Origin of the sequence: Pseudomonas sp. 30_B (assembly GCF_017491605.1) — a bacterium.
In the GTDB taxonomy this organism is placed as follows: Bacteria; Pseudomonadota; Gammaproteobacteria; order Pseudomonadales; family Pseudomonadaceae; genus Pseudomonas.
The window spans coordinates 271,323-293,200 of the sequence record NZ_JAFGYY010000001.1; the positions used below are offsets into that span (position 1 = coordinate 271,323).

Below are 21,878 nucleotides of genomic sequence, written 5' to 3' on the forward strand. Positions count from 1 at the left end.
GTAAAGCCCCCGTCATGCTCGCCCCATAACCACAACAAACCCGAGGCGATGATCATGCGTGCGTTCTTCTGGGCTCCATTCACGGCGTTGCTCGCGGCCCTGGCCTTGCCCCTGCAGGCGCAGGAGCGGGTGCTCAACCTCTATAACTGGGCGGATTACGTCGGCGCCGATGCGCTCAAACGCTTCCAGGCCGAGACCGGCATCCGCGTGAAGTACGACACCTTCGACAGCGCCGAAGTCCTCGACAGCAAGCTGATGACCGGTGCCAGCGGCTATGACCTGGTGTTCCCCGCCAGCAGCGGGCTGGCCCGGGCGATCCAGGCCAAGGCCGTGCAGCCGGTGGACAGTGCGCAGTTGAAGAACTTCGCCAACCTCGACCCGGAGCTGCTGGCCAAGCTGGCTTCCATCGATCCGGGCAACCGCTTCGGCGTGCCCTACACCTGGGGCACCGTCGGCTTGGCAATCAACAAGGAAGCGGTGCTCAAGCGTATTCCCGATGCCCCGCTGGACAGCCTCGACCTGCTGTTCAAGCCCGAATATGCCTCGCGCCTGGCCGACTGCGGCATCTCGCTGATCGACTCGCCGCAGGAAGTCATCAGCGTGGCGCTGAACTACCTGGGCAAGCCGCCCTACAGCACCGACGCGGCCGATCTTGCCCAGGTTCGCGACCTGCTGAAGCAGTTGCAGCCGAATGTGCGCTATGTCGCCAGCGGCAAGCACATCAACGACCTGGCCAACGGCACCCTCTGCGTTGCCTTGACCTACACCGGCGATGCACTGATGGGCGCCGCGCAAGCGAAGCAGGCGAACAAGCCGTTCGAGGTGATCTACCGGATTCCCAGGGAAGGCACGCTGATCTGGTTCGACACCATGGCCATCCCGGCGGACGCGCCGCACCCGCAGGAGGCCCGTGCCTTCATCGACTTCATGCTGCGCCCGGACTCCATCGCCGAGTTGACCAACACTCTGTACTTCGCCAACGCCAACCGGAAGGCCACGCCGCTGCTGTCGGCCGAGGTGGCGAACGATCCGGACATCTACCCGCCGGCCGCCGTGCGCCAGAAGTTGTTCGGCGAACAGCTGCTGACCCTGAAGCAGCAGCGCGAGCGCACCCGGCTGTGGACTTCGTTCCGCACCCGTACCTGAACCTCCCTGTAGGAGTGGGCCATGCCCGCGATTCGCGCCCATGGGGCGCTCCTACACCCAATACCGTGACCACCGATAACTACGACGAGAACGCCATGGACCAAGCCCACGACAACGACCAGGCCATCACCCGCGACAGCCTCTACGGCACCGCCGCCGAGTCCACCTACGCCGGCGTCACCAGCTTCATGCGCCGCCGCTACAGTCGCGACCTGCGCGGTGTGGACCTGGTGGTGAGCGGCGTGCCGTTCGACACCGCCACCACCAACCGCCCTGGCAGCCGCTTCGGACCGCGCGCGATCCGCGCCGCCTCGGTGCAAATGGCCTGGGCCCGGCACTTCCCCTGGGAGTTCGATCCCTTCGATCACCTGGCGGTGGTCGACTATGGCGACTGCGCCTTCGACCACGGCGTGCCGCAGGAAACCCCGGAGGCCATCGAGGCCCACGCCAACCGCATCCTCGATGCCGGCTGCGCGCTGCTGACCCTGGGTGGCGACCACTTCATCAGCTACCCGCTGCTCAAGGCCCATGCGAAGAAGCACGGCCCGCTGTCGCTGATCCACTTCGACGCCCACAGCGATACCTGGCCCGACGAGGACTGCCAGCGCATCGATCACGGCACCATGTTCTACCATGCGGCCCGCGAAGGGCTGGTCGACCCGTCGCGCTCGGTACAGGTCGGCCTGCGCACCACCAACGACGATGTGATGGGCTTCCAGGTACTGGACGCCCGCGAGGTTCACCGCCATTCGCCGCAGGCCATCGCCGAACGCATCCGCGCGCGGGTCGGCGACAACCCGGTGTACCTGACCTTCGACATCGACTGCCTCGACCCGGCCTTCGCTCCGGGTACCGGCACGCCGGTCTGTGGCGGGCTGAGTTCGCACCAGGCGCTGGAGATTCTTCGTGCGCTGCGCGGGATCAACCTGGTGGGGATGGACGTGGTGGAAGTGGCTCCGCCCTACGACAACGCCGAGATCACCGCCCTGGCCGGCGCGACCCTGGCGATGGAGATGGTTTGCCTGTATGCGGCGCGGCACAAGCTGGGCGAGCGCTGAGCACCGCTAGCTCGCGAACCGTTGGCATTGTGCCGGCGCATGCCCTCACCCCAGCCCTCTCCCAAAGGGAGAGGGAGCCGTCCGTGCCGGCTGATGCTGAGGTTTCGTCCTGCACCGAACGGTCCCCTCTCCCGCTTGCGGGAGAGGGTTAGGGTGAGGGGCTCTTGATCTTCAAGGACGGCTCACTGCCTTGATCGCGCGCAGGGAGCGCCCTACAGGTAGGGTCCGTTACACCCGAAACGCCCGCACCGCGGTGTGCAACGCACCGCCCAGCTCCTGCAACTGCTCGCCCTGACTGCGCCCCTGGCCGATCAGGCGCAGGTTTTCGCTGCCCAGTGCGTGGATGCGCTCGCTGTGGGAGCGGATCTCGCTGACCGCGCCGCTCTGTTGCGCCGACCCTTCCGCAATACGCTCGGCCATGCTGGCGATGGTGCGGATGGCTTCCACCACCTCGTCCAAAGCACCCTCGGCGGCACCGGCCTGGCTGGCGGTGACTTCGGCGTGCTCGACCTGGCTGCGCATCGCCTCCACCGACTGCCGCGCAGCTTGCTGCAGGCGTGCGGTGAGCTGCTGGATTTCCTCGGTGGCGCCGGCGGTGCGCAGGGCCAGCGAGCGCACTTCCTCGGCGACCACTGCAAAGCCTCGGCCTTGTTCGCCGGCACGGGCCGCTTCGATCGCGGCGTTGAGCGCCAGCAGGTTGGTCTGTTCGGCGATGGAACGGATCACCCCCAGCACGTTGCCGATGGTGGCCGACTCCTCGGCCAGGTTCTCGATGGCCTGGGCGTTGCTCTGCACCTCGTCCACCAGTGCGCGCATGCCGCTCAGGCTGTTGCCGATTACCCGCTGCCCCTGTTCCACCGCCACGCCGGCGGCCTGGCTGGCCGAAGCCGCCTGGCTGGCGTCGCCAGCCACCTGCTGGATCGCCGCTTCCATATGGCCCAGGGCGTCGCGGATTTCCCCGGTGTCGCTGGCCTGGCGCTCGGCGCCGGCGTGCAGGCCGCCGCTGAGTTCGACCAGGGCGCGGCTGCTGCCGGCGACTTCCTCGGCGCGTTGGTGGATGGTGCCGACCAGGGTGCCGAGGAAGTCGCGCAGGCGGTTCAGCGATTCCTGCAGCTCCAGCAGGTCGTGGGTGCGGGTGGCCAGGGCGATAGGTTTGGCGAAGTCGCCGCGGGCCCAGGTGGACAGCGCCGGGACCAGTTGGCCGAGCACGCGCGCCAGGCGGCGCTGCAAGGTGTCGATGAGCAGCGCGGTGGCGAGGATCAGGGCGATCAGCGCACCCTGGATCAACCGCACCTGCGCCTGGATCTTCGAGCGCTCCTCGCGTACCTGTGGCTCCAGGGTCGCCAGGGCCTGCTGCACGGCGCCCAGGCGCTGGGCAGTGGCAGTGGCAAGCTCCTGGCGCTGGGCGATCAGTTGGCGGGTACGGTCCAGTTCATCGGGATAGCGGCGCAGCACGCCGGCCAGGTCGCGCTTGAGGCCGACGCCACGGTCCTCGCTTTGCTGTTCGGCGGCGGGCTGGGTGTCCAGGCCCATCATCGCGGCGAAGTCGTCGGAGGCGGAGGCCTGCTGTTGCAGTACGCCGAGCAGGGGCAGGGCGTCGATGCGCTCGGCAAGCTGGCGCAGGCTGTCGAGTTCGCGCTGGATGTCCTGGGCCAGTGCGGGGTTGCCACTTTCCACCAGCTTGGCGCGGGCATGGGCCAGGCGGGTGAGGTGCAGGCCGGCCTGCAGCAGCGGGGCGCGGTACTCGGCGGCGGCGGGGTTCTGGCTGGCGTCGGCATAGGCACCGAGCTGGTCGAGGGCGGCCAGCAGGTCGCGCTCGGCTTGCAGCAGCAGACCCTGCGGATCGCCGGCCAGCTTGCCGGCCGCCAGCAGTTGGTTGCCGCTGAATTGGTGCAGTTCGTCGAGGCTCCGGCCCAGGAGCTGCCCGAGGCTCTCCGGCAATTGCGGAAGCTCCGCGGCCAGTTCGTCCAGCGCCTGCTGGGCGGCCTTCTGTTTAAGCGCATCACCGCTGGCGAGGTAGGCCTGGATGTTCTGCGAGACCTTGCGCTCGAAGTCCTGGGAGAGTTCCAGGTAGCGGTCCATCAGGGTGAACGGGCGCTCCAGCGCGCGCTGCGACCACCACAGGGTGGCGCCCAGCGCGAGGCACACGAGCAGGAGCAGGAAGGTGTTGAGGTTGGTCAGCAGCTTGAGGCGCATGGCAGGTCTCGACCGACAGCGGAAAACGGCGAGTCATGACCCTATTGCAGTTTCGTTACCGGCTAATGACAAGGTGCCAGTATCTGGTCGGTAAATAGCGCGGCAGAGCGCCGCGCAGGGCTCAGCCGAACACTTCCAGCCGATTGCGTCCAGCGTGCTTGGCCCGGTACAGCGCCTCGTCGGCCTGCTTGGCCAGGGTCTTGCTGTCCATCTCCTCGCTCAGTTCTGCGATGCCGCAACTGAAGGTGCAGCTCAGGTCGCCGGGTTGCGCGGGGTAGTGGATCTCGGCGAAGCGCTGGCGGATGTCCTCCAGGACCTTGCGCGCCGTGTCGGCGTCGGTATCGGGCAGCACCACGGCGAACTCCTCGCCGCCGTAGCGGCCGATGTGATCGGTCTTGCGCAGGCGCTGCTTGAGGAACAGCGCCAGGCTCTTGATCACCCGGTCGCCCATGGGATGGCCGAAGGTGTCGTTGACCCGCTTGAAGTGGTCGATGTCGAGCATCGCGAAGGTCAGCGGCCGGCCCTCGCGGCGCGCGCGGAAGCGGGCGTCGTCGAGCAGTTGCAGGGTATGGGTGTGGTTGTACAGGCCGGTGAGGCTGTCGCGCACCATCCGCGCCTGCAGGCTGCGTGCGCGGGCGGCACGGTTGCGCACGGTGGCGATCAGGTGGCGCGGCTTGATCGGCTTGGTGAGGAAGTCGTCGCCGCCTTCGCTCATGGCGTCGAGCTGCTTGTCCAGATCGTCCTCGGCGGACAGGTAGATGATCGGTACGCTGACATAGCGTTCGTGCTGGCGGATCACCTTGGCCAGCTCCGTGCCCAGGCATTCGGGCATGTACATGTCGAGGATGATCAGGTCCGGCTGGAACTCGGCCAGCTCGGCCATCACCGACAGCGGTGCGGTGAGGGCGCGGGTGACGATGCCGGCGTTGTTGAGGACCCGCTCGGTGTGCGTGGCCTGGGCCCGGGAGTCTTCGACGATCAGTACGCGGAAGGGCTCGTAGTGCGACACGCGGCTCAGGGTCTCGATCTTCTCCAGTACGGCGGAGGCGTCCAGCGCGCCGGTGAAGAAGTCCTGGCCGCCGGCGCGGGCGGCGGCCATGCGGGTCGGGGTGTCGGTTTCATCGTGGCTGAAGAACAGCACCGGCAACTTCTGCTTGAGACCCGCCTGGGCCTCGTGGGCCAGCGTCAGGCCCATGCCGGCGAAGGTGATCTCCATGACGATGGCCGCCGGATGCCGCTCGGCCATGGCGGCGCGGAAGGCGTTGGCGTTCTCGCAGCACTGCGCGGCCATGCCAAAGAACTCCAGCTGCTGGGCCAGGCGCTCGGCGCGCTCCTGGTCCTGCAGCGCCAGGTAGACCGGCTTGCGCAGCGGCGGCAGGACGGTCTGCTCGTACTGGTCGCCATGGCGCAGGCCGGTGCGCGAGAGGCGTTGCATCAGGCCGTTGAGCTCGGTGATCAGCCCGCTGGAGAGGCGCCCCCGGTTATCCTGCACGGCGCGCAGGCACTGGTCGACAGCCCTGGCCAGGTCGACGTGCTCGGCCTGCCCGAAACGTTCGGCGTAGCGCTGCAGGAGCAGGCAGGCCTCCGCCAGCTCGGCCATCCCGTCGCTGCTCCACTCCGAGCGCGACAGGCGCTGCCAGACCTCCAGCAGGTGGCGGGCCTGGTGGATCACCCGTTGGGCGAAGTGATGCTTGAGGCGGTCGAGGGGCGGATCGTCGAGCTCGGTCATGGCGCGCTTCTTTATCAGTCCGTGGTTTGGGGCGTGCGAGTGAAGTGTTTCTGCCGTGAGACACAATGATGGCCCTATGCTACCAATCCTGAATGGCAATAACAGTGCCGTCGGTCAAACGACATGCACTTTGTAATTCGCGACGTTACCGCGCACCATGCGCAGGGTGGGCTGCGCTGAGCCGCCGGGTGCGGCATGCTTGCGCGGCAGGATCGTTTCGCCGGGGCACCCCCGGGGCGGAATCGGGTCCAACCCCTCTCGTTTTCGTGATGCTAAGGACTTTGCCATGTGGAATTGGAAGAAACGCGGCTCCGTGCGCGATCGCGTCGATGACTCGGTGGACGACGTACGCGCCTACTTCGGCGGGCCCTGGCTGAGCCGTGTGCTCGGTGGCCTGCTGGGCGTCTACCTGCTGATCTGCGGTGTGATCGGCTGGTACTGGAGCCAGGAACCTGACCTCTTCCCCGTGCAGCAGAACGCCCAGGCCGCGGCCGAGCGTGCCGGTCGGCATATGGTGGTCGGCTACACCACGGTGGAAACCCTCAAGGAAGTGGTTGCCACGCTGCTGAACAAGCCGGGCGGCTACCTCTCCAACGACATCTTCCCGCCGGGTGTCTGGCTGGACAACATGCCCAGCTGGGAATACGGCGCCCTGGTCCAGGTGCGCGACCTGTCCCGCGCGCTGCGCAAGGACTTCGCCCGCTCGCAATCGCAATCCACCGAGGACGCGGACCTGGCCCGCGCCGAGCCGCGCTTCAACTTCGACAACAAGAGCTGGGCGCTGCCGTCCTCCGAGTCGGAGTACGCCGAAGGCATCAAGTCGCTGGACCGCTACCTGGCGCGCCTGTCCGCGGACCCTGCCGGTGCGCAGTTCTATGGCCGCGCCGACAGCCTGAACAACTGGCTGGGTGATGTCTCCACCCGTCTGGGCTCGCTGTCCCAGCGCCTCTCGGCCAGCGTCGGCCGGGTGAAGCTCAACACCAACATCAAGCCCACCGCGCCGGTGGTGCCGGGCGAGGCGCCGCAGGTCGAGGAAGAGCTGCAGGAAACCCCCTGGCTGCAGATCGACAACGTGTTCTACGAAGCCCGTGGCCAGGCCTGGGCGCTGTCGCACATCCTGCGCGCCATCGAGGTGGACTTCGCCGATGTGCTGGCGAAGAAGAACGCCACCGTCAGCGTGCGCCAGATCATCCGCGAGCTGGAGGCCGCCCAGGCGCCGCTGTGGAGCCCGATGGTGCTCAACGGCAGCGGCTTCGGTGTGCTGGCCAACCATTCGCTGGTGATGGCCAACTACATCTCCCGCGCCAACGCCGCGATCATCGACCTGCGCCAGCTGCTGGCCCAGGGCTGACGATGGACGGGATCAGCGACAAGGAAGCCGCCCACCGGGCGGCTTCGGACGCCGAGTTGGTCGCCTGGGTCAACCGGGACGACGAACTCAGGGGCAGCCTGCCGCGCGCGGAATTGCGCGAGCGCGGGCTGATCGGCCGGGGCACCTTCATCCTGCTGTTCAACACCGCCGGCGAACTGTGCGTGCACCGCCGGACCTTGAGCAAGGCAATCTACCCCGGCTACTGGGACCCGGCCGCCGGGGGCATGGTGCTGGCGGACGAGAGCTACGCCGAGTCCGCCGCCCGCGAGCTGGAAGAGGAGCTGGGTATTTCCGGCGTCGAGTTGCGCGAGCACGGTTCGTTCTTCTTCGACCAGCCGGACAACCGCCTCTGGTGTGCGGTGTTTTCCGCCGTGTCCGACGCGCCGCTCAGGCTGCAGCCGGAAGAGGTGATGGAAGCGCGTTTCATCGACCCACACCAGGTGCTGGCCGAGGCGAAGGCCGGCACGCCGTATTGCCCGGATTCGCTGGCGGCGTTGCGCAAGTATCTGGTGAGTTTCTAAGTCACCCGTAGGGCGTACAACCGTTCGCGGTTGTACGCCGATACACCGTGTTCAATTATCCGCGCCATGGCCAAGCTCGGAGTGCCTCAAGCCGCGGCTCTGGGATTGAACCCGGCATGCGCTGAAAGCCAGGTCAAACGGCGTATAACGTCGAACGTTATACGCCCTACGTCCTTGCTCCCGATTCTCCGGGAGGGCGCATGTCGCCAAACCACCGATCAATGACGCAATTCTGCTCTTAGCATTTGCCGGCAATGCTGGTACATTGCGCGACCTTTCCGGCCGGGTCCTCCGCCGGGAATTGCGCAGCCCCTGCCTGAGTGGGGCGTCGCGGTCGGCGCCAGCCGATCATTCGTTGACCTGGCCGGCAAGACCGGTTCAGGGGTGGCGAGCTAGAGCGGGACAAGGCGGAAAGCGCCGAGGGATCGGAGTTTACGACAGTAAATGAGCATCCCGAGACGGTTTCCAACGCAGTACCGCCGACGCGCAGCCAACCATGAGCAGTGTCTTAGAGGCCAATCCTGGGGATAAGCCCGGTGGTCAAGAAAGCATCCTCCCTGTCCGCCCTCGGCGGGCTCGTCTATTCCACTGATGCCGGCCGGCACTGCCCGGACTGCAATCAGCCCATTGCCGCGTGCATCTGCAAGCAGGCCGAGATTCCGGCCGGCGATGGCATCGCTCGCGTACGTCGCGAAACCAAGGGCCGCGGTGGCAAGACCGTGACCACGGTGACCGGTGTGCCGCTGGCGGCCGATGCGCTGAAGGACCTGGCCACCGCGCTGAAGAAGCGTTGCGGCACGGGTGGCGCGCTCAAGGACGGCATCATCGAGATCCAGGGCGACCACGTCGACCTGCTGCTCGAAGAGCTGACCAAGCGCGGTCTCAAGGCGAAGAAGTCCGGCGGCTGAGCCGTCTCTCTCAAGAGACGCTCCCCTGTAGAGAACGGGTTCCAGGCAATGCGCATGGCGTGCATGGCCGGCAAGCCCTTTCCCTAGATGGGAGATTTTTCGGCGCGCCCTGGGCGCATCGTCGGATTTACCTAAACTTACCGCCAACGCTGGCGGTCAACACGGCAACGTCACACCAGCCGACTAGGCTTTGACGACTCACCCGCTTGCCGGGCGGGCGCCTGCATTCATTCGAGACACTTGAGGAGACCACCCCGCATGGCCGCTAGACGGACCCGCAAAGACGACGGCAGCAACTGGACCGTGGCTGACAGCCGCAGCATCTACGGAATTCGCCACTGGGGCGCGGGCTACTACGCCATCAACGACGCCGGTAACGTGGAAGTTCGCCCGCAGGGCGCCGATGCCAAGCCGATCGATCTGCACGGGCTGGTCGACCAGCTGCGCGAAGCCGGCCTGTCGCTGCCGCTGCTGGTGCGTTTCCCGGACATCCTGCAGGACCGCGTACGCAAGCTCACCGGCGCCTTCGACGCCAACATCGCGCGCCTGGAATACGGCAGCCGCTACACCGCGCTGTACCCGATCAAGGTCAACCAGCAGGAAGCGGTGGTGGAAAGCATCATCGCCACCCAGAACGTCTCCATCGGCCTGGAGGCCGGCTCCAAGCCCGAGCTGATGGCCGTGCTGGCGCTCGCGCCCAAGGGCGGCACCATCGTCTGCAACGGCTACAAGGACCGCGAGTTCATCAAGCTGGCGCTGATGGGGCAGAAGCTTGGTCACAACGTGTTCATCGTGATCGAGAAGGAATCCGAGGTGCAGCTGGTGATCGAGGAAGCCGCCAACGTCGGCGTGCTGCCGCAGGTCGGCCTGCGCGTGCGCCTGTCCTCCCTGGCCTCCTCCAAGTGGGCTGACACCGGTGGCGAGAAGGCCAAGTTCGGTCTGTCCGCCGCCCAGCTGCTGTCGGTGGTCGAGCGCTTCCGCGGTGCTGGCCTGGACCAGGGCGTGCGCCTGCTGCATTTCCACATGGGCTCGCAGATCGCGAATCTCGCCGACTACCAGCACGGCTTCAAGGAAGCCATCCGCTACTACGGCGAATTGCGCGCCCTCGGCCTGCCGGTGGACCATGTGGACGTCGGCGGCGGCCTGGGCGTGGACTACGACGGCACCCACTCGCGCAACGCCAGCTCGATCAACTACGACATCGACGACTACGCCGGTGTGGTGGTGGGCATGCTCAAGGAATTCTGCGACGCGCAGGGCCTGCCGCATCCGCACATCTTCTCCGAGAGCGGCCGCGCGCTGACCGCGCACCACGCGGTGCTGATCACCCAGGTCACCGACGTCGAGCGCCACAACGACGAAGTGCCGAAGATCACCGACCTGGCCGAACAGCCGGAAATCGTCCAGTGGCTGGCCGACCTGCTCGGCCCGACCGAGGCCGAGATGGTCACCGAGACCTACTGGCGCGCCACCCACTACATGAGCGATGCCGCCGCGCAGTACGCCGAGGGCAAGATCAGCCTGGCGCAGAAGGCCCTGGCCGAACAGTGCTACTTCGCCATCTGCCGCCGCCTGCACAACCAGCTCAAGGCGCACCAGCGCTCGCACCGTCAGGTGCTCGATGAGCTGAACGACAAGCTGGCCGACAAGTACATCTGCAACTTCTCGGTGTTCCAGAGCCTGCCCGACACCTGGGCCATCGGCCAGGTGCTGCCGATCCTGCCGATCCACCGCCTGGGCGAGGAACCGACCCGCCGCGCGGTGCTGCAGGACCTGACCTGCGACTCCGACGGCAAGATCACCCAGTACGTCGACGAGCAGAGCATCGAGACCAGCATGCCGGTGCACGACGTGAAGGAAGGCGAGGACTACCTGATCGGCACCTTCCTGGTCGGCGCCTACCAGGAAATCCTCGGCGACATGCACAACCTGTTCGGCGACACCGACTCGGTGAACGTCTACCAGAACGCCGACGGCAGCTACTACCACGCCGGCATCGAGACCCACGACACCATCGAGGACATGCTGCGCTACGTGCACCTGTCGCCCGAGGAGCTGATGACCCACTACCGCGACAAGGTGGCCGGGGCCAAGCTCACCGCGCGCGAGCGTACGCAGTACCTCGACGCGCTGCGCCTGGGGCTGACCCGTTCGGCTTACCTGTCGTCCTGACGGGCAACGGCGTTCTCAGGATGAAAGCCCCGCTTCGGCGGGGCTTTTTCTTTCCTGCCGCTGCACCGGAGCTGATCGTAGGAGCGCGCCATGCGCGCGATCGCGGGCATGGCGCGCTCCTACAGGGGAACACCGGGTGTCCAGCCATTCGCGAGCAAGCTCGCTCCTACAAGGGGCCCATCGCTTGTCCAACCCGCTCCGCCAATCGCGACGCCATCGATTCGTCCACCACATTGGTGAAGCTCATCACCAGCGCCGGTTCGCGTTTCGCTTCCACACACCAGGCATTCAGCGCCTGCAGGCCCAGCCCGTCGGCATGGGCGCGGGTGGCGATGGCGAGGTCGTCGCCTTGCACCGCACCGATCAGGTTCAACCCGCCGGGCGTGTCGGCAAAGTGCAGGCGTTCGCCCAGCCGCGCTTCCAGCGCCGCGCGCAACCACTGGCGACGCTGCGCATAGAGCACGCGGGTGCGCTTGAGATGGCGCGCGAAGTGGCCCTCCTGCATGAAGTCGCACAGCGTCGCCTGCAACAGTTCGGCGCAGCCGGAGGCGAATACCTGCTGGCTTCGTACGAAATCTTCCACCAGCGCCGGCGGGACGACGAGATAACCTAGGCGCAGCGCCGGGTATAGCACCTTGCTGAAGGTGCCGGTGTAGAGCACGCGGCCTGAGCGGTCGAGGCTCTTCAGAGCCGGCAGCGGGAAGCCGGCATAGCGGTATTCGCTGTCGTAGTCGTCCTCGATGATCCAGGCGTCCGTGCCCGCCGCCCAGTCGAGCAGGGCCAAGCGGCGGGAAAGGCTGAGAGCCACGCCGGTGGGACTCTGCTGTGACGGCGTGACCAGGGCGAAGCGGGCGTCCGGCGCGCGGGCGATGCCGTCTTCCACCCGCAGGCCGTCGTCGTCCACCGCCACCGGGACCGGCACGCCGCCAGCGCGGCGCAGCAGTTCCCGGCCGCGCGGGTAGCCCGGGTCCTCGTGCCAGAAGCCCTGGCCGGGTTCGAGCAGGGTGCGGCTGATCAGGTCCAGCGCGCCCTGGTAGCCAGCGCAGATGAACACCTGCGCGGGATCGCAGACGATCCCTCGGGATATACCCAGATAACCCGCCACCGCCTCGCGCAGCGGGCCGTAGCCACAAGGCTCGGGATAGGCCAGGGCCGTCGCGCTCTGCTGGCGCAGTCGGCGCGCGCACAGGCGCGACCAGAGCGCGCGGGGGAAGGCGTCCAGTGCCGGCAGGCCGAGCTGCAGCGGTTTGACGGCCGGGCCGTGGGCGATCACGCCGGGCAGGCTGCGTTCCACCGTGGCCGGGTCGAGCACCACGGTTGGGGCGGGCGAGGTCCGCCCGGCAAGCTGCGGCGAAACCACCGTGCCCGCCGGCCCTCGCGCCTGCAGGTAACCCTCGCTGGTCAGCAGTTGGTAGGCCAGCTCCACCGTACCCCGCGCCACGCCCAGCTCGCCGGCCAGCCCGCGCACCGGCGGCACGCGCTCGCCAGGGCGCAGCGCGCCGCGGGCGACGGCGTCCTTGATGCGCTCGTAGAGCTGGCGGTAGATCGGCAGCGCCAGGCCGGGGTCCAGCGGCTGGCGGATCGCGTCGATGGGCGTGGTCATGGCCTGATCATTCAGTAGTGAAGCAAGGAGAATGACTATGCCATGACCGGTATCAGGTCGCCTCGTCCAATGTGCGGCAGGATCAGCGTCTAGGCTTTCGGGAGTGTTGAAAAATGGGGAAGCCGTCTCCATCTGTAAGACACAACCCCGCTTTTTCCACCTGTTCGCCTCGCTGTGCGCGCAGCTGCCTCGGCTGCCTGCGTGATCCCCTCGTATTCAGGCGCCGACAGGTCCAACGCATGTGAGGAGAACGATGGAATTCAAGGATTACTACGCGGCCCTGGGGGTAGCCCCCGACGCCGACGAGAAGGCGATCAAGACCGCCTACCGCAAGCTCGCGCGCAAGTACCACCCGGACGTCAGCAAGGAGCCGGACGCCGAGGCGCACTTCAAGGAAGTCTCCGAAGCCTATGAAGTGCTCAAGAGCCCGGAGAAACGCGCCGAGTACGACGAGCTGCGCAAATACGGCCAGCAGGGACCGCAGTTCGAGGCGCCGCCCGGTTGGCAGCCGCGCGGCGGTTTCGACGGGCCGCCGCCGGAGCACGAGCAGGATTTCAGCGACTTCTTCGAGCAGATCTTCGGTGCGCGCGCCGGAGCCGGTGGTGGTGCTCGTCAGCCGCGCGCCCACCGTGGCCAGGACGTGGAAATGGAAGTGCCACTGTTCCTCGAGGAAGCCCTCTCCGGCGAGAGCCGGCCGATCAGCTTCAGCCTGCCCAGCTACGACGAGTACGGCCGCAAGCTGCCGCCGCAGAGCAAGACCCTGAACGTGAAGATCCCGGTGGGCACCACCGACGGCGAGCGCATCCGCCTGAAAGGGCAGGGCGCGGCGGGTATCAACGGCGGGCCGGCGGGCGACCTGTACCTGGTGATCCGCCTGGTGCCGCACCCGCTGTTCGACGTCGACGGCCGCGACCTGGTCGTCACCGTGCCGGTGGCGCCCTGGGAAGCCGCGCTGGGCGCCAAGGTGGAGGTGCCGACCCTGGGTGGCCGGATCAACCTCGGCATTCCCGCGTCGAGCCAGGCCGGGCAGCGCCTGCGGATCAAGGGCAAGGGCCTGCCGAACAAGGGCGATGCCGCGCCCGGCGATCTCTACGCCGTGCTCAAGGTGGTGATGCCGAAGAACGCCGACGAGGCGACACGCAAACTCTGGGAGGAACTGGCTGCCAAGGCGGCCTTCGATCCCCGCGCCGAATGGGGGAAACGCGCATGACGACGACAGTGATGGTGGTGGACCTCGACGAGCTCTGCCAGTCGGTGAACCTGCCCCGCGACGTGCTCGTCGAGATCGTCGAGGTGGGCATCGTGGAGCCCTGCGAGCAACGCGGTGGCCACTGGGTGTTCGATTACCAGGCGGTCGGCGTGGTGCGCCGCGCCGTACGCCTGCGTCGCGAATTCGAGCTGGACTGGCCGGGCATCGCCCTGGCCCTGCGCCTGCTGGATGAAGTGGACGCGCTGCGCGCGGAGAATCGCTACCTGCGCCAGCGCCTGGCGCGCCTGCTGGAGGACTGAGGCAGGCGATCGTTCGCCCTACCGCAGCTCGTTGGAGTGAACGATGTGCGCCGGCTCGCAAGGGCCGGCGCACTGTTGCTTCAGCGCGGCTGGTTCTGCTCGATCCAGCGGGCGAAGGCGTCGATGATGCTCTGCAGGAAGGGTTGGGTCTTCTCGGACAGCTGCCCGGCCTCGTCGAAGAAGCTGCCGGCGCCGCCCAGGTAGGCTTCCGGCTGCTGCAGGACCGGCATGTTGAGGAACACCAGCGACTGGCGCAGGTGATGGTTGGCGCCGAAGCCGCCGATCGCGCCCGGGGAGGCGCTGACCACCGCGCACGGCTTGCCGTTCCAGGCGCTCTTGCCATAGGGGCGCGAGCCCACGTCGATGGCGTTCTTCAGCACGCCGGGTACCGAGCGGTTGTACTCCGGAGTGACGAACAGCACGGCGTCGGCGCGGCGGATGCGCTCGCGGAAGGCCGTATAGCTGGCCGGTGGCGTGGCGCTGTCATGCTCCTCGTTGTACAGCGGCAGGTCGCCGATCTCCACGATCTCCAGCTTCAGGTTGGACGGCGCCAGCCGGACGAAGGCCTTGGCGATCTTGCGGTTCAGGGATTCCTTGCGCAGGCTGCCGACGACTACGGCGACATCGAAGACTTGGCTCATGACGACTCCTTCAAGAACGGGTGTTGAGCCGTTTGTTATAGACGATGGTGGCGGCTTTGCCCGCACCTTCGCACGGTCATGTCCCAGTTGATTTGCGTGATCTTGGCTCTGTTGGCTGGGGCATGGCGGCCCTAGAGTGGCCCCATTCTCCACCCACCCGAGCCACCCGAGCCTTTCGAGGTCGATCATGTGCATGAAAGTGTTCTTCGCCGGCGCCAGCGGCGCCATTGGCAAGCGCCTGCTGCCGCTGCTGCTGGAGCGCGGCTACCAGGTACTCGCCGTGAGTCGTTCGCCACAGCGCGCCGCCGAACTGGAGGCGGCGGGCGCCCGGGCGATGGTGCTGGACGTCTACGACGCCGACGCGTTGCAGGGCGCGATGCGGGCGTTCCAGCCGCGCTGGGTCGTTCATCAGCTCACCGATCTGCCGGCGGGGCTGGACCCGGCGCAAATGCCCGCCGCCCAGCCGCGCAATGCCCGGTTGCGCCGCGAGGGCACCGCCAACCTGGTGGCCGCCGCCCTGGCCGCAGGCGTCGAGCGCATGGTGGCGCAAAGCATCGCCTGGGCCTATGCGCCGGGCGAGCCGCCCCTGCACGAGGAGCAACCCCTGGACCTGGCGGCCGAAGGCAGCCGCGCCGTCAGTGTCGGCGGTGTGGCCGCGCTGGAGTCCGCCGTGCTCGGCGCGGCGCCGATGGAAGGTATCGTCCTGCGCTACGGCCGTCTCTACGGACCGGGCACCGGCAGCGATGCGCCGGACCCGCGACTGGCCGTGCATGTGGATGACGCCGCCCACGCCGCGCTGCTGGCGCTGGAGTGGGGCGCGCGGGGTTGTTACAACGTCGCCGAGCAGGACATCGAGGTAAGTTCGGCCAAGGCCCGCCACCGCCTGGGTTGGCATCCCGGCTTCCGCCTGCAAGGAGCTCGTCCGTGAACCCCGCGCTGGGCCGCGAGGCCCGTACCGGACTGCTGCTGGCCGCCGCCGTGACGGCCGGCGCGCTGCTCTGGCAACCCTGGTCGCGTCCACTGGTGCAACTGGCCGACAGTCACGTGCAGCACCCGGCCAGTGCCCGGCCGAGCACCCAGGTCAGCCGCCTGTCCTGCGAGCCTCTGGCGGAGATGCCCGGCAAGGTCGTCACCACGCTGCGGGTGGACTTCCCGCCCAACGGCTTCACCCCCGCACACCGGCACCCCGGCGCGGTCACCGCTATCGTGGTCAGCGGCCAGGTGCGCTCGCAGATGCAGGGCCTGCCGGCACGGACCTACGGCGCCGGGGAAACCTGGTTCGAACCCACTGGCGACTTGCACCTGTTCGCCGAGAATCCCAGCGCGAGCGAGCCGGCCCGGCTACTCGCGGTGATCATCAGCGACGAGCACTGCGGCCCGCTGCTGATCCCGGAACCCCAACATTGAATGCTTTGCGAAAGGAGACTCGCATGACCCCGCTTACCCCCTTCAGCACCGCCCAGCTCGACGCCACTCTGGCTCGTATCGGCCTGCCGGTTGAGCGCCCGGAACCGACCCTGGCGAATCTCGACCGGCTGATTGGCGCTGCTCTGCACCACCTGCCGTTCGAGAACCTCGACGTGCTGCTGGAAAAGAATGTGAACATCGATCCGCAGGCAGTCTTCGCCAAGGTGGTGGAGCAGCGTCGCGGTGGCTACTGCTTCGAGCTGAACAGCCTGTTCGCCCGCCTGCTGAGCAGCCTCGACTACCGGGTGACGCTGCTGGTCGGCCGGGTACGCTGGGGCTTGCCGGCCGATGCGCCGCTCACCCCGCAGTCGCACCTGCTGCTGCGGGTCGACCTGGCCGAAGGCGTGTTCCTGGTGGACATCGGCTTCGGCGGCCCCGCATCGCCCCGTGCGTTGCCGCTGCGGCTGAACGAGGAACTGCCCTGCGGCTGGCGCCTGACCGGCGCACTCGATGGGGAGATCGAGATGGCGACGCGCTCCAGCTCCGGTTGGCAGACGCTGTACCGCTTCACCCTGCAGCCACAGCTGTGGATCGACTACGCCATGCGCAACTGGTACACCTCGACCCATCCGCAGAGCGTGTTTCGCCTGTCCCTGCGCGTGGCGATCAGCGAGGACGGTGCGCGCCTGTCGCTGCTCAATGGCCAATTCAGCCGGCGTACCACCAGCGGTGCGGTTGAGCAGCGCAGCATCGAGGATGCCGACGAGTTGCTGGCGGTACTGCGTGAGCGTTTCCGCCTATGGCCGGCGGAACGTGATGTGCCGGCACTGCGGCAGCGCCTGGCGCAATTGCTCGCGGCTCAGGGATGAGCGGCGCCGGCCAGTTCGGTCGGTTCCGTCGGCATGGCGATGGCCAGGCGCACGGTGCGCCCGGCCAATTGATCACGCTGTAGCACACCGCCAGGGGCGCCTTCGAACCAGTGCCCCTGCAGATCGGATGCGTGGCACTGCAAGGTTCGGACGGCGCCGTCCGCCGGGGCGCCCCAGCGGCACTGACCGTCGAAGATCAGCGTGCCCTCGCGAGGCATGCTGGGCTCCCCGGCGGGCAGCCGGTCGCGAACGACCAGGCCGGCCAGTGCGACGTCGGCGCGATTGCTGTCGGAGTAGATCGGCAGTGAACTGCCATCGAGCTCGATGCTGATGCCGCTGAGTTCCAGGTTGCATCCCTCGCGCTTCTGCTTGAGCGGTACCACGAAGCTGATGCGCCGTGGCCGCTCGCCATTGCCGGCGGTTTCGAAGAGGCGGTGCCGGCTCTGCTGGGGGCAGGCGCTGTTCGCCGTGGCGACGTACAGGGCATCGCCGGTGAACTTGAAATCGCCGGGCAGGTCCGCCTCAAGGGTGAAGTCGTTGCTCGCGCAGCCGGTCAGGCCAAGGGCAAGCGAGCCGGCGAGGGCGAGGCGGGCGGTGGGGGCGTGCATGGGACTGTCCTGCGGCAGTTCGGTGAGCTGCGCAGGAGCATCCCTGGATCAGGGGGACGCCGGGATCGGAGTTGTCCCGAAGGTTGGTCGGACAGTGCTGATCAGGTCCGTGCCGGCATCAGCCGATCATTCCGTAACCACGCGCCATCAGCGTGGCCAGCAGCGGCAGGATCAGCAGGGCCAGCAGTTCCAGGCGGATAGTCATGGTCACCAGTTTGCCCTGGCGCGCGCTGACCTGCGGGACCCGGCCGGCCTTGAGGTCGTTGCGCCAGTTGAGGAAGGTCATGGTCGGCAGGATCGACAGCAGCGCGACCAGCACGAACAGCCCGATCTTGGCGTGGAACAGGCTGTTGTGCAGGTAGTACTCCGGGCCCTTGGCGAACCACATGACCCGTGTCGCGCCGGTCAGCAGCACCACGCCGGCGCAGGCACCGTAGGCGATGTCGACGACGATCAGGCTGCGCGCGCGTTCCAGGTCCAGCGGCAGGCGGAACAGGCGGTGCTCCAGCACCAGCAGGGCGAACAGCACGAAGATCGACAAGTAATGCAGGTAGGCGGCAATGGCTTGGGCCATGGGACGGGTCCTTCTGGTGGGGCCTTGGGGCGCGAATGCGCGGTGCCTGGCACTGTAGAGGGCAGCCTCCGCGCGTGCCAGCGCACGGTCCACATTTTCAGGCTCCGGCGGGCACCTGCCAGGCATCGTTGCGCGTCAGCCTCCAGGCATAGAGCCCGAGGATCAGCCCGCGCAGCAGCATGAAGCACAGGAAGGTCAGCCACAGACCGTGATTGCCGAAGGGCTGCAGCAGCAGGCCCAGCGGCAGGCTGGCGGCGCAGGCCAGGAGCATGGCGTTGCGCATCTCGCGGGCACGGGTGGCGCCGATGAACAGGCCGTCCAGCAGGTAGCTCCACAGGCCGATCAGCGGCAGGCAGGCGAGGTAGGGCAGGTACTGGTCGGCGGTGGCGCGCACCTCGGGGATGTCGCTCTGCAGGGCGATGAACAGGTGCCCGCCGAAGGTGAAGAAAGCCACGAACAGCAGACTGGCGATCAGCGACCAGCCGCAGGCCACCACCAGCGAGCGGCGCAGCGCGCTGCGGTCGCAGCCGCCGATGGCGTGGCCGCAGAGGGCCTCCACCGCGTGGGCGAGGCCATCGAGGGCATAGGAGGTGATCATCAGGCCATTGAGCAGCAGCGCATTGGCCGCCACCGTGGCATCGCCCAGGCGGGTGCCCTGCACGGTGAGCAGGAAGAACACGCCCTGCAGCGCCAGGCTGCGGATGAAAATGTCGCGGTTGACCATCAGCAGCGGCCGCCAGCTCATCCACGCGCGCAGGCGCGACCAGTCCGGCTGGCCGGGGTAGCGCAGCAGCGCGCCACGGGTCAGCGCCAGGCCGAGCAGGGCGCCGCTCCATTCGGCGATCACCGAGGCCCGCGCGGCGCCGGCCACGCCCCATTCCAGGCCAAGCACGAACCACAGGTCGAGGGCGATGTTGATCAGGTTGGTGGTCAGCAGGATCGCCAGTGGCGCACGCGCGTTCTGGGTGCCGAGGAACCAGCCGACCAGCGCGTAGGTGGCCAGCGCCGCCGGCAGGCCGAGCAGGCGGATGTGGAAGAACTGGCGGGCCAGCGTGTCGAGTTCGGCGGACGGCCGCATCAGCGCCAGCGCCGGATCGGTCAGCGGCAGCGCCAGCAGCCCGAGCAGCAGCGCCAGGCCCACGGCGAGCAGCAAGCCCTGGCCGAGAATCCGTCGCAGCGCGCCACCGTCACTGCGGCCGGCGGCCTGGGCGGCGAAGCCGGTGGTGCCCATGCGCAGGAAGCCGAGCACGCCCACCAGCAGAGTGTAGAGCCCGCCGCCGACGGCCACCGCGCCCAACTGGTGGGCGTGCGGCAGATGGCCGATCACCGCGCTGTCCACCAGGGTGACCAGGGGCACGGAAACATTGGAGAGGATCATCGGCGCAGCGAGCGCCCAGACGCGGCGGTGGGTCGGCTGGTGACGCCAGGCTTCGAGCAGGGGATTCATGCGGGGCTCCTGAGCAGGCTCGCAGTATAGCGAGCCTGGGTGCCCTCGCCGCGATCAGACGGTCTTCTTGCGGTAGGCGCAGTAGCCGGGGCGCGGGCCGACCTGCGGGTGGTTGCGGCAGGTGTCCGGGCGCTTGGCGTAGACGGTGCACAGGCGCGTCTTGCGATCGAGGAAATAGCAGTCGCCGTTGCTGGTGCGGGTCAGGGTGAAGATGCCGCTCTTCTGGTTGAAGCGCTCGACGATGCCTTCCTTGAGCAGGCGCTTGGCGATGTTCTTCGCCGGTTCGTCGCGCTCGAATTCGTCGACGACGCCGATGCGGATCAGGTCGTTGACGTTCACTTCCGCCGGCATGGTGCAGCAGGTGGCGTTGCAGTCCTTGCACAGGCCCGAAGTGTACTTGGCCCAGGTTTCCAGGCGGTCCAGTTCGGCGTTGGCGATCAGCGGTGGTTTTCTCATGGCGGCATTCGGCGGGGCGGTGCGGAGGCGCGCATCATAGTGGCCGGCGCGAAGAATTGCGCGGCCTTTCGACGAACTGAGGCCTCAGGCGGTCGGCAGGGCCGCGAGCCCGCCGTGGTCGCGCAGGTAGTCCCTGAAGTTCGGATAGCAGACGAGGAACCAGGGTGTGAAGCGCTCCGGGTGCGCAGCCATCTCGGCTTCCAGGTCGGGCAGGGCGATGTAGCGGAAGTCGTCGGCCTCTTCGGGATCCGGCTGCGGCCGCTGCTCGTCGATGGCGCCGAACAGATGGCCGTACTCGTGTTCGGTCATGCCGTTGGCTAGCTGCAGGCGATAGCTGAACTCGAACAGTTTATGCAGCGAGACCTGTACGCCCATTTCCTCGCGTAGCCGGCGCTCGGCGGCATGCAGCGCCGACTCGTCCGGGTACGGGTGGCCGCAGCAAGTGTTGCTCCACAGTCCGCCGCAGTGGTACTTGCCCAGCGCGCGGCGCTGCAGCAGCAGCTCGCCGGCGCGGTTGAACAGGTACACCGAAATGGCCCGGTGGCGCAGCCCCAGGTGATGCGCCTCGTGCTTCTCCATCGTGCCGGTCGGGTTGTCGTGTTCGTCGACCAGGATCACCTGGATATCGGTCATGGGACTCTCCTGCGAGCGTGCTGTTCGCTGTCTTCCAGCTTATCAGCCCTTGCGGATCATCCAGATACCGACGGCGATGGCGGCCATGCCGGCAATCTTCAGCCCGCTGACCGGCGCTTCGCGGAAGCCGGCCCAGCCGAAGTGGTCGAGGGTCATCGCCATGCCCAGTTGGCCGGCGAGCACCAGCACCATGAACATCAGGGCGCCGACACGCGGCGCGGCGAAGGCGGCAATGAAGATGAAGAACATGCCGAGGAAGCCGCCGCACCACTGCCACCAGGGCAGCTCGCGCATGGCGGTAAGGCTGGGGAATTCGCGGTTGGCCAGGGTCAGCACCAGCAGGCCCATCATGCCGACGAAGAACGAGATCAGCGCGGCAGCCAGTACGCTGGACACCTGCTTGGCCAGCTGGCCATTGATGCCGGCCTGCAAGGGCAGGCAGGCGCCGGCGATCAGGGGTAGTACGAACATCCACCAGGGCGGCGTGGGCATGGAGTGACTCCTGGGCAATCGAAGCGAAAAGGACAGCCGGCTAGTATGCACCAGACTGGAGCATCTCTCCGCCCGATTCCTGGAGTCGCCATGAGCACCTTGCCTTCCCGCACCCTGAGCGTCCGCATCCAGCGCCGGTGGGGCGAAGCCTATGACTTTCTTGCCGTGCCGCAGAACTTCCCGCGCTGGGCGTCGGGCCTGTGCCACTCGATCGAGCCACTGGAGGGCGATCTGTGGCTGGCGCAGACGCCACAGGGGCCGCTACGGGTGCGCTTCTCGCCGCGCAATGCCTTCGGCGTGCTGGACCATGCGGTGTTGCCCGACGACAGTCCAGCGATCCACATCCCGCTGCGCCTGATTGCCAATGGCGATGGCTGCGAATTGCAGCTCACGCTGTTTCGCCAGCCGCAGATGGACGACTCCGCTTTCGAGCGGGATGCGCAGTGGGTGGAGAAGGATTTGCAGGCGATCAAGGCGTTGCTGGAGTCGATATAGACCGGTGTTTCAGCGCATCCGTAGGGCGTATAACCGTTCGCG

22 protein-coding genes are annotated in these 21,878 nt (G+C 67.5%); 12 read left to right on the plus strand and 10 right to left on the minus strand.

Going from position 1 to position 21,878, the window contains the following annotated elements; translation table 11 throughout:
- Positions 1-54: 54 nt before the first annotated feature.
- Both J5M67_RS01160 and speB read left to right on the plus strand, forming a co-directional pair.
- Complete coding sequence (locus tag J5M67_RS01160; RefSeq protein WP_207882444.1) at positions 55-1,146, plus strand: polyamine ABC transporter substrate-binding protein; 1,092 nt, start codon at positions 55-57, stop codon at positions 1,144-1,146.
- Positions 1,147-1,241: 95 nt separating this feature from the next.
- Complete coding sequence (speB, locus tag J5M67_RS01165; protein WP_207882446.1) at positions 1,242-2,204, plus strand: agmatinase; 963 nt, start codon at positions 1,242-1,244, stop codon at positions 2,202-2,204.
- 228 nt (positions 2,205-2,432) lie between these two features.
- Here the strand turns inward: speB and J5M67_RS01170 are convergent, their stop codons facing one another.
- Both J5M67_RS01170 and J5M67_RS01175 read right to left on the minus strand, forming a co-directional pair.
- Positions 2,433-4,400, minus strand: coding sequence for a methyl-accepting chemotaxis protein (locus J5M67_RS01170; RefSeq protein WP_207882448.1), 1,968 nt, complete (start codon positions 4,398-4,400; stop codon positions 2,433-2,435).
- A gap of 121 nt (positions 4,401-4,521) precedes the next feature.
- Positions 4,522-6,129, minus strand: a complete 1,608-nt coding sequence (locus tag J5M67_RS01175) for a PleD family two-component system response regulator (RefSeq protein ID WP_207882450.1) — start codon at positions 6,127-6,129, stop codon at positions 4,522-4,524.
- Positions 6,130-6,415: 286 nt separating this feature from the next.
- Here J5M67_RS01175 and J5M67_RS01180 point away from each other — a divergent pair, with 286 nt between their 5' ends.
- From J5M67_RS01180 to speA, 4 genes are all read left to right on the plus strand, one after another.
- A complete protein-coding gene (locus J5M67_RS01180) occupies positions 6,416-7,480 on the plus strand; it encodes a DUF2333 family protein (RefSeq protein WP_207882452.1) in 1,065 nt (354 codons plus the stop codon).
- 2 nt (positions 7,481-7,482) lie between these two features.
- Positions 7,483-8,022: an NUDIX hydrolase gene (locus J5M67_RS01185; protein WP_207882454.1), complete on the plus strand. Its 540-nt coding sequence runs from the start codon at positions 7,483-7,485 to the stop codon at positions 8,020-8,022.
- 536 nt (positions 8,023-8,558) lie between these two features.
- Positions 8,559-8,930 (plus strand): translation initiation factor Sui1, encoded by a 372-nt coding sequence (locus tag J5M67_RS01190; protein ID WP_207882456.1) that lies wholly within the window; start codon positions 8,559-8,561, stop codon positions 8,928-8,930.
- Positions 8,931-9,188: 258 nt separating this feature from the next.
- The gene (speA, locus tag J5M67_RS01195; RefSeq protein ID WP_207882458.1) at positions 9,189-11,102 is read left to right on the plus strand and encodes an arginine decarboxylase; all 1,914 of its coding nucleotides are present in this window, start codon (positions 9,189-9,191) and stop codon (positions 11,100-11,102) included.
- A gap of 166 nt (positions 11,103-11,268) precedes the next feature.
- Here speA and J5M67_RS01200 read toward each other — a convergent pair whose 3' ends face one another.
- Entirely contained in the window at positions 11,269-12,705 is a 1,437-nt protein-coding gene (locus J5M67_RS01200) for a PLP-dependent aminotransferase family protein (RefSeq protein ID WP_207882460.1), read from the minus strand.
- A gap of 253 nt (positions 12,706-12,958) precedes the next feature.
- On the opposite strand from J5M67_RS01200, the gene cbpA reads away from it, so the two are divergent.
- On the plus strand, positions 12,959-13,915 hold the full coding sequence (gene cbpA / locus J5M67_RS01205) for a curved DNA-binding protein (protein ID WP_207882463.1): 957 nt from the start codon (positions 12,959-12,961) through the stop codon (positions 13,913-13,915).
- Entirely contained in the window at positions 13,912-14,214 is a 303-nt protein-coding gene (locus J5M67_RS01210; protein ID WP_243434417.1) for a chaperone modulator CbpM, read from the plus strand. The genes cbpA and J5M67_RS01210 overlap by 4 nt, the downstream gene beginning before the upstream one ends.
- Before the next feature lie 80 nt (positions 14,215-14,294).
- On the opposite strand, the gene J5M67_RS01215 is transcribed toward J5M67_RS01210, so the two are convergent.
- Positions 14,295-14,855, minus strand: a complete 561-nt coding sequence (locus tag J5M67_RS01215) for an NADPH-dependent FMN reductase (RefSeq protein ID WP_207882465.1) — start codon at positions 14,853-14,855, stop codon at positions 14,295-14,297.
- A 187-nt stretch (positions 14,856-15,042) separates the two neighbouring features.
- Between J5M67_RS01215 and J5M67_RS01220 the strand changes: the two genes are divergently transcribed.
- Genes J5M67_RS01220 through J5M67_RS01230 form a run of 3 tightly spaced genes read left to right on the plus strand, consistent with a single transcriptional unit; the run spans position 15,043 to position 17,131 of the window.
- Positions 15,043-15,783: an NAD(P)-dependent oxidoreductase gene (locus J5M67_RS01220; protein ID WP_207882467.1), complete on the plus strand. Its 741-nt coding sequence runs from the start codon at positions 15,043-15,045 to the stop codon at positions 15,781-15,783.
- Positions 15,780-16,262, plus strand: a complete 483-nt coding sequence (locus tag J5M67_RS01225) for a cupin domain-containing protein (RefSeq protein ID WP_207882469.1) — start codon at positions 15,780-15,782, stop codon at positions 16,260-16,262. Before J5M67_RS01220 ends, J5M67_RS01225 begins: the two co-directional genes overlap by 4 nt.
- A 23-nt stretch (positions 16,263-16,285) precedes the next feature.
- Positions 16,286-17,131 (plus strand): arylamine N-acetyltransferase, encoded by an 846-nt coding sequence (locus J5M67_RS01230; RefSeq protein WP_207882471.1) that lies wholly within the window; start codon positions 16,286-16,288, stop codon positions 17,129-17,131.
- Here the strand turns inward: J5M67_RS01230 and J5M67_RS01235 are convergent.
- The 6 genes from J5M67_RS01235 to J5M67_RS01260 all read right to left on the minus strand — a co-directional run bounded on the left by J5M67_RS01235 (position 17,122) and on the right by J5M67_RS01260 (position 21,341).
- A complete protein-coding gene (locus tag J5M67_RS01235; RefSeq protein WP_207882473.1) occupies positions 17,122-17,739 on the minus strand; it encodes a hypothetical protein in 618 nt (205 codons plus the stop codon). The two genes, J5M67_RS01230 and J5M67_RS01235, sit on opposite strands and share 10 nt — an antisense overlap.
- A 118-nt stretch (positions 17,740-17,857) precedes the next feature.
- A complete protein-coding gene (locus J5M67_RS01240) occupies positions 17,858-18,313 on the minus strand; it encodes a DUF2214 family protein (protein ID WP_207882474.1) in 456 nt (151 codons plus the stop codon).
- Between the two features lie 97 nt (positions 18,314-18,410).
- Positions 18,411-19,760, minus strand: a complete 1,350-nt coding sequence (locus J5M67_RS01245; RefSeq protein WP_207882475.1) for an MATE family efflux transporter — start codon at positions 19,758-19,760, stop codon at positions 18,411-18,413.
- A gap of 54 nt (positions 19,761-19,814) precedes the next feature.
- A complete protein-coding gene (locus J5M67_RS01250) occupies positions 19,815-20,216 on the minus strand; it encodes a YkgJ family cysteine cluster protein (RefSeq protein ID WP_207882476.1) in 402 nt (133 codons plus the stop codon).
- A gap of 84 nt (positions 20,217-20,300) precedes the next feature.
- Positions 20,301-20,849 carry an isopentenyl-diphosphate Delta-isomerase gene (gene idi / locus J5M67_RS01255; protein WP_207882477.1) on the minus strand — a complete coding sequence of 183 codons (549 nt, stop codon included), beginning with the start codon at positions 20,847-20,849 and terminating at the stop codon, positions 20,301-20,303.
- Positions 20,850-20,891: 42 nt separating this feature from the next.
- Positions 20,892-21,341 (minus strand): DMT family transporter, encoded by a 450-nt coding sequence (locus tag J5M67_RS01260; protein WP_207882478.1) that lies wholly within the window; start codon positions 21,339-21,341, stop codon positions 20,892-20,894.
- A 90-nt stretch (positions 21,342-21,431) separates the two neighbouring features.
- Between J5M67_RS01260 and J5M67_RS01265 the strand changes: the two genes are divergently transcribed.
- Positions 21,432-21,836: an SRPBCC family protein gene (locus J5M67_RS01265; RefSeq protein WP_207882479.1), complete on the plus strand. Its 405-nt coding sequence runs from the start codon at positions 21,432-21,434 to the stop codon at positions 21,834-21,836.
- The last annotated feature ends 42 nt before the right edge of the window (positions 21,837-21,878 follow it).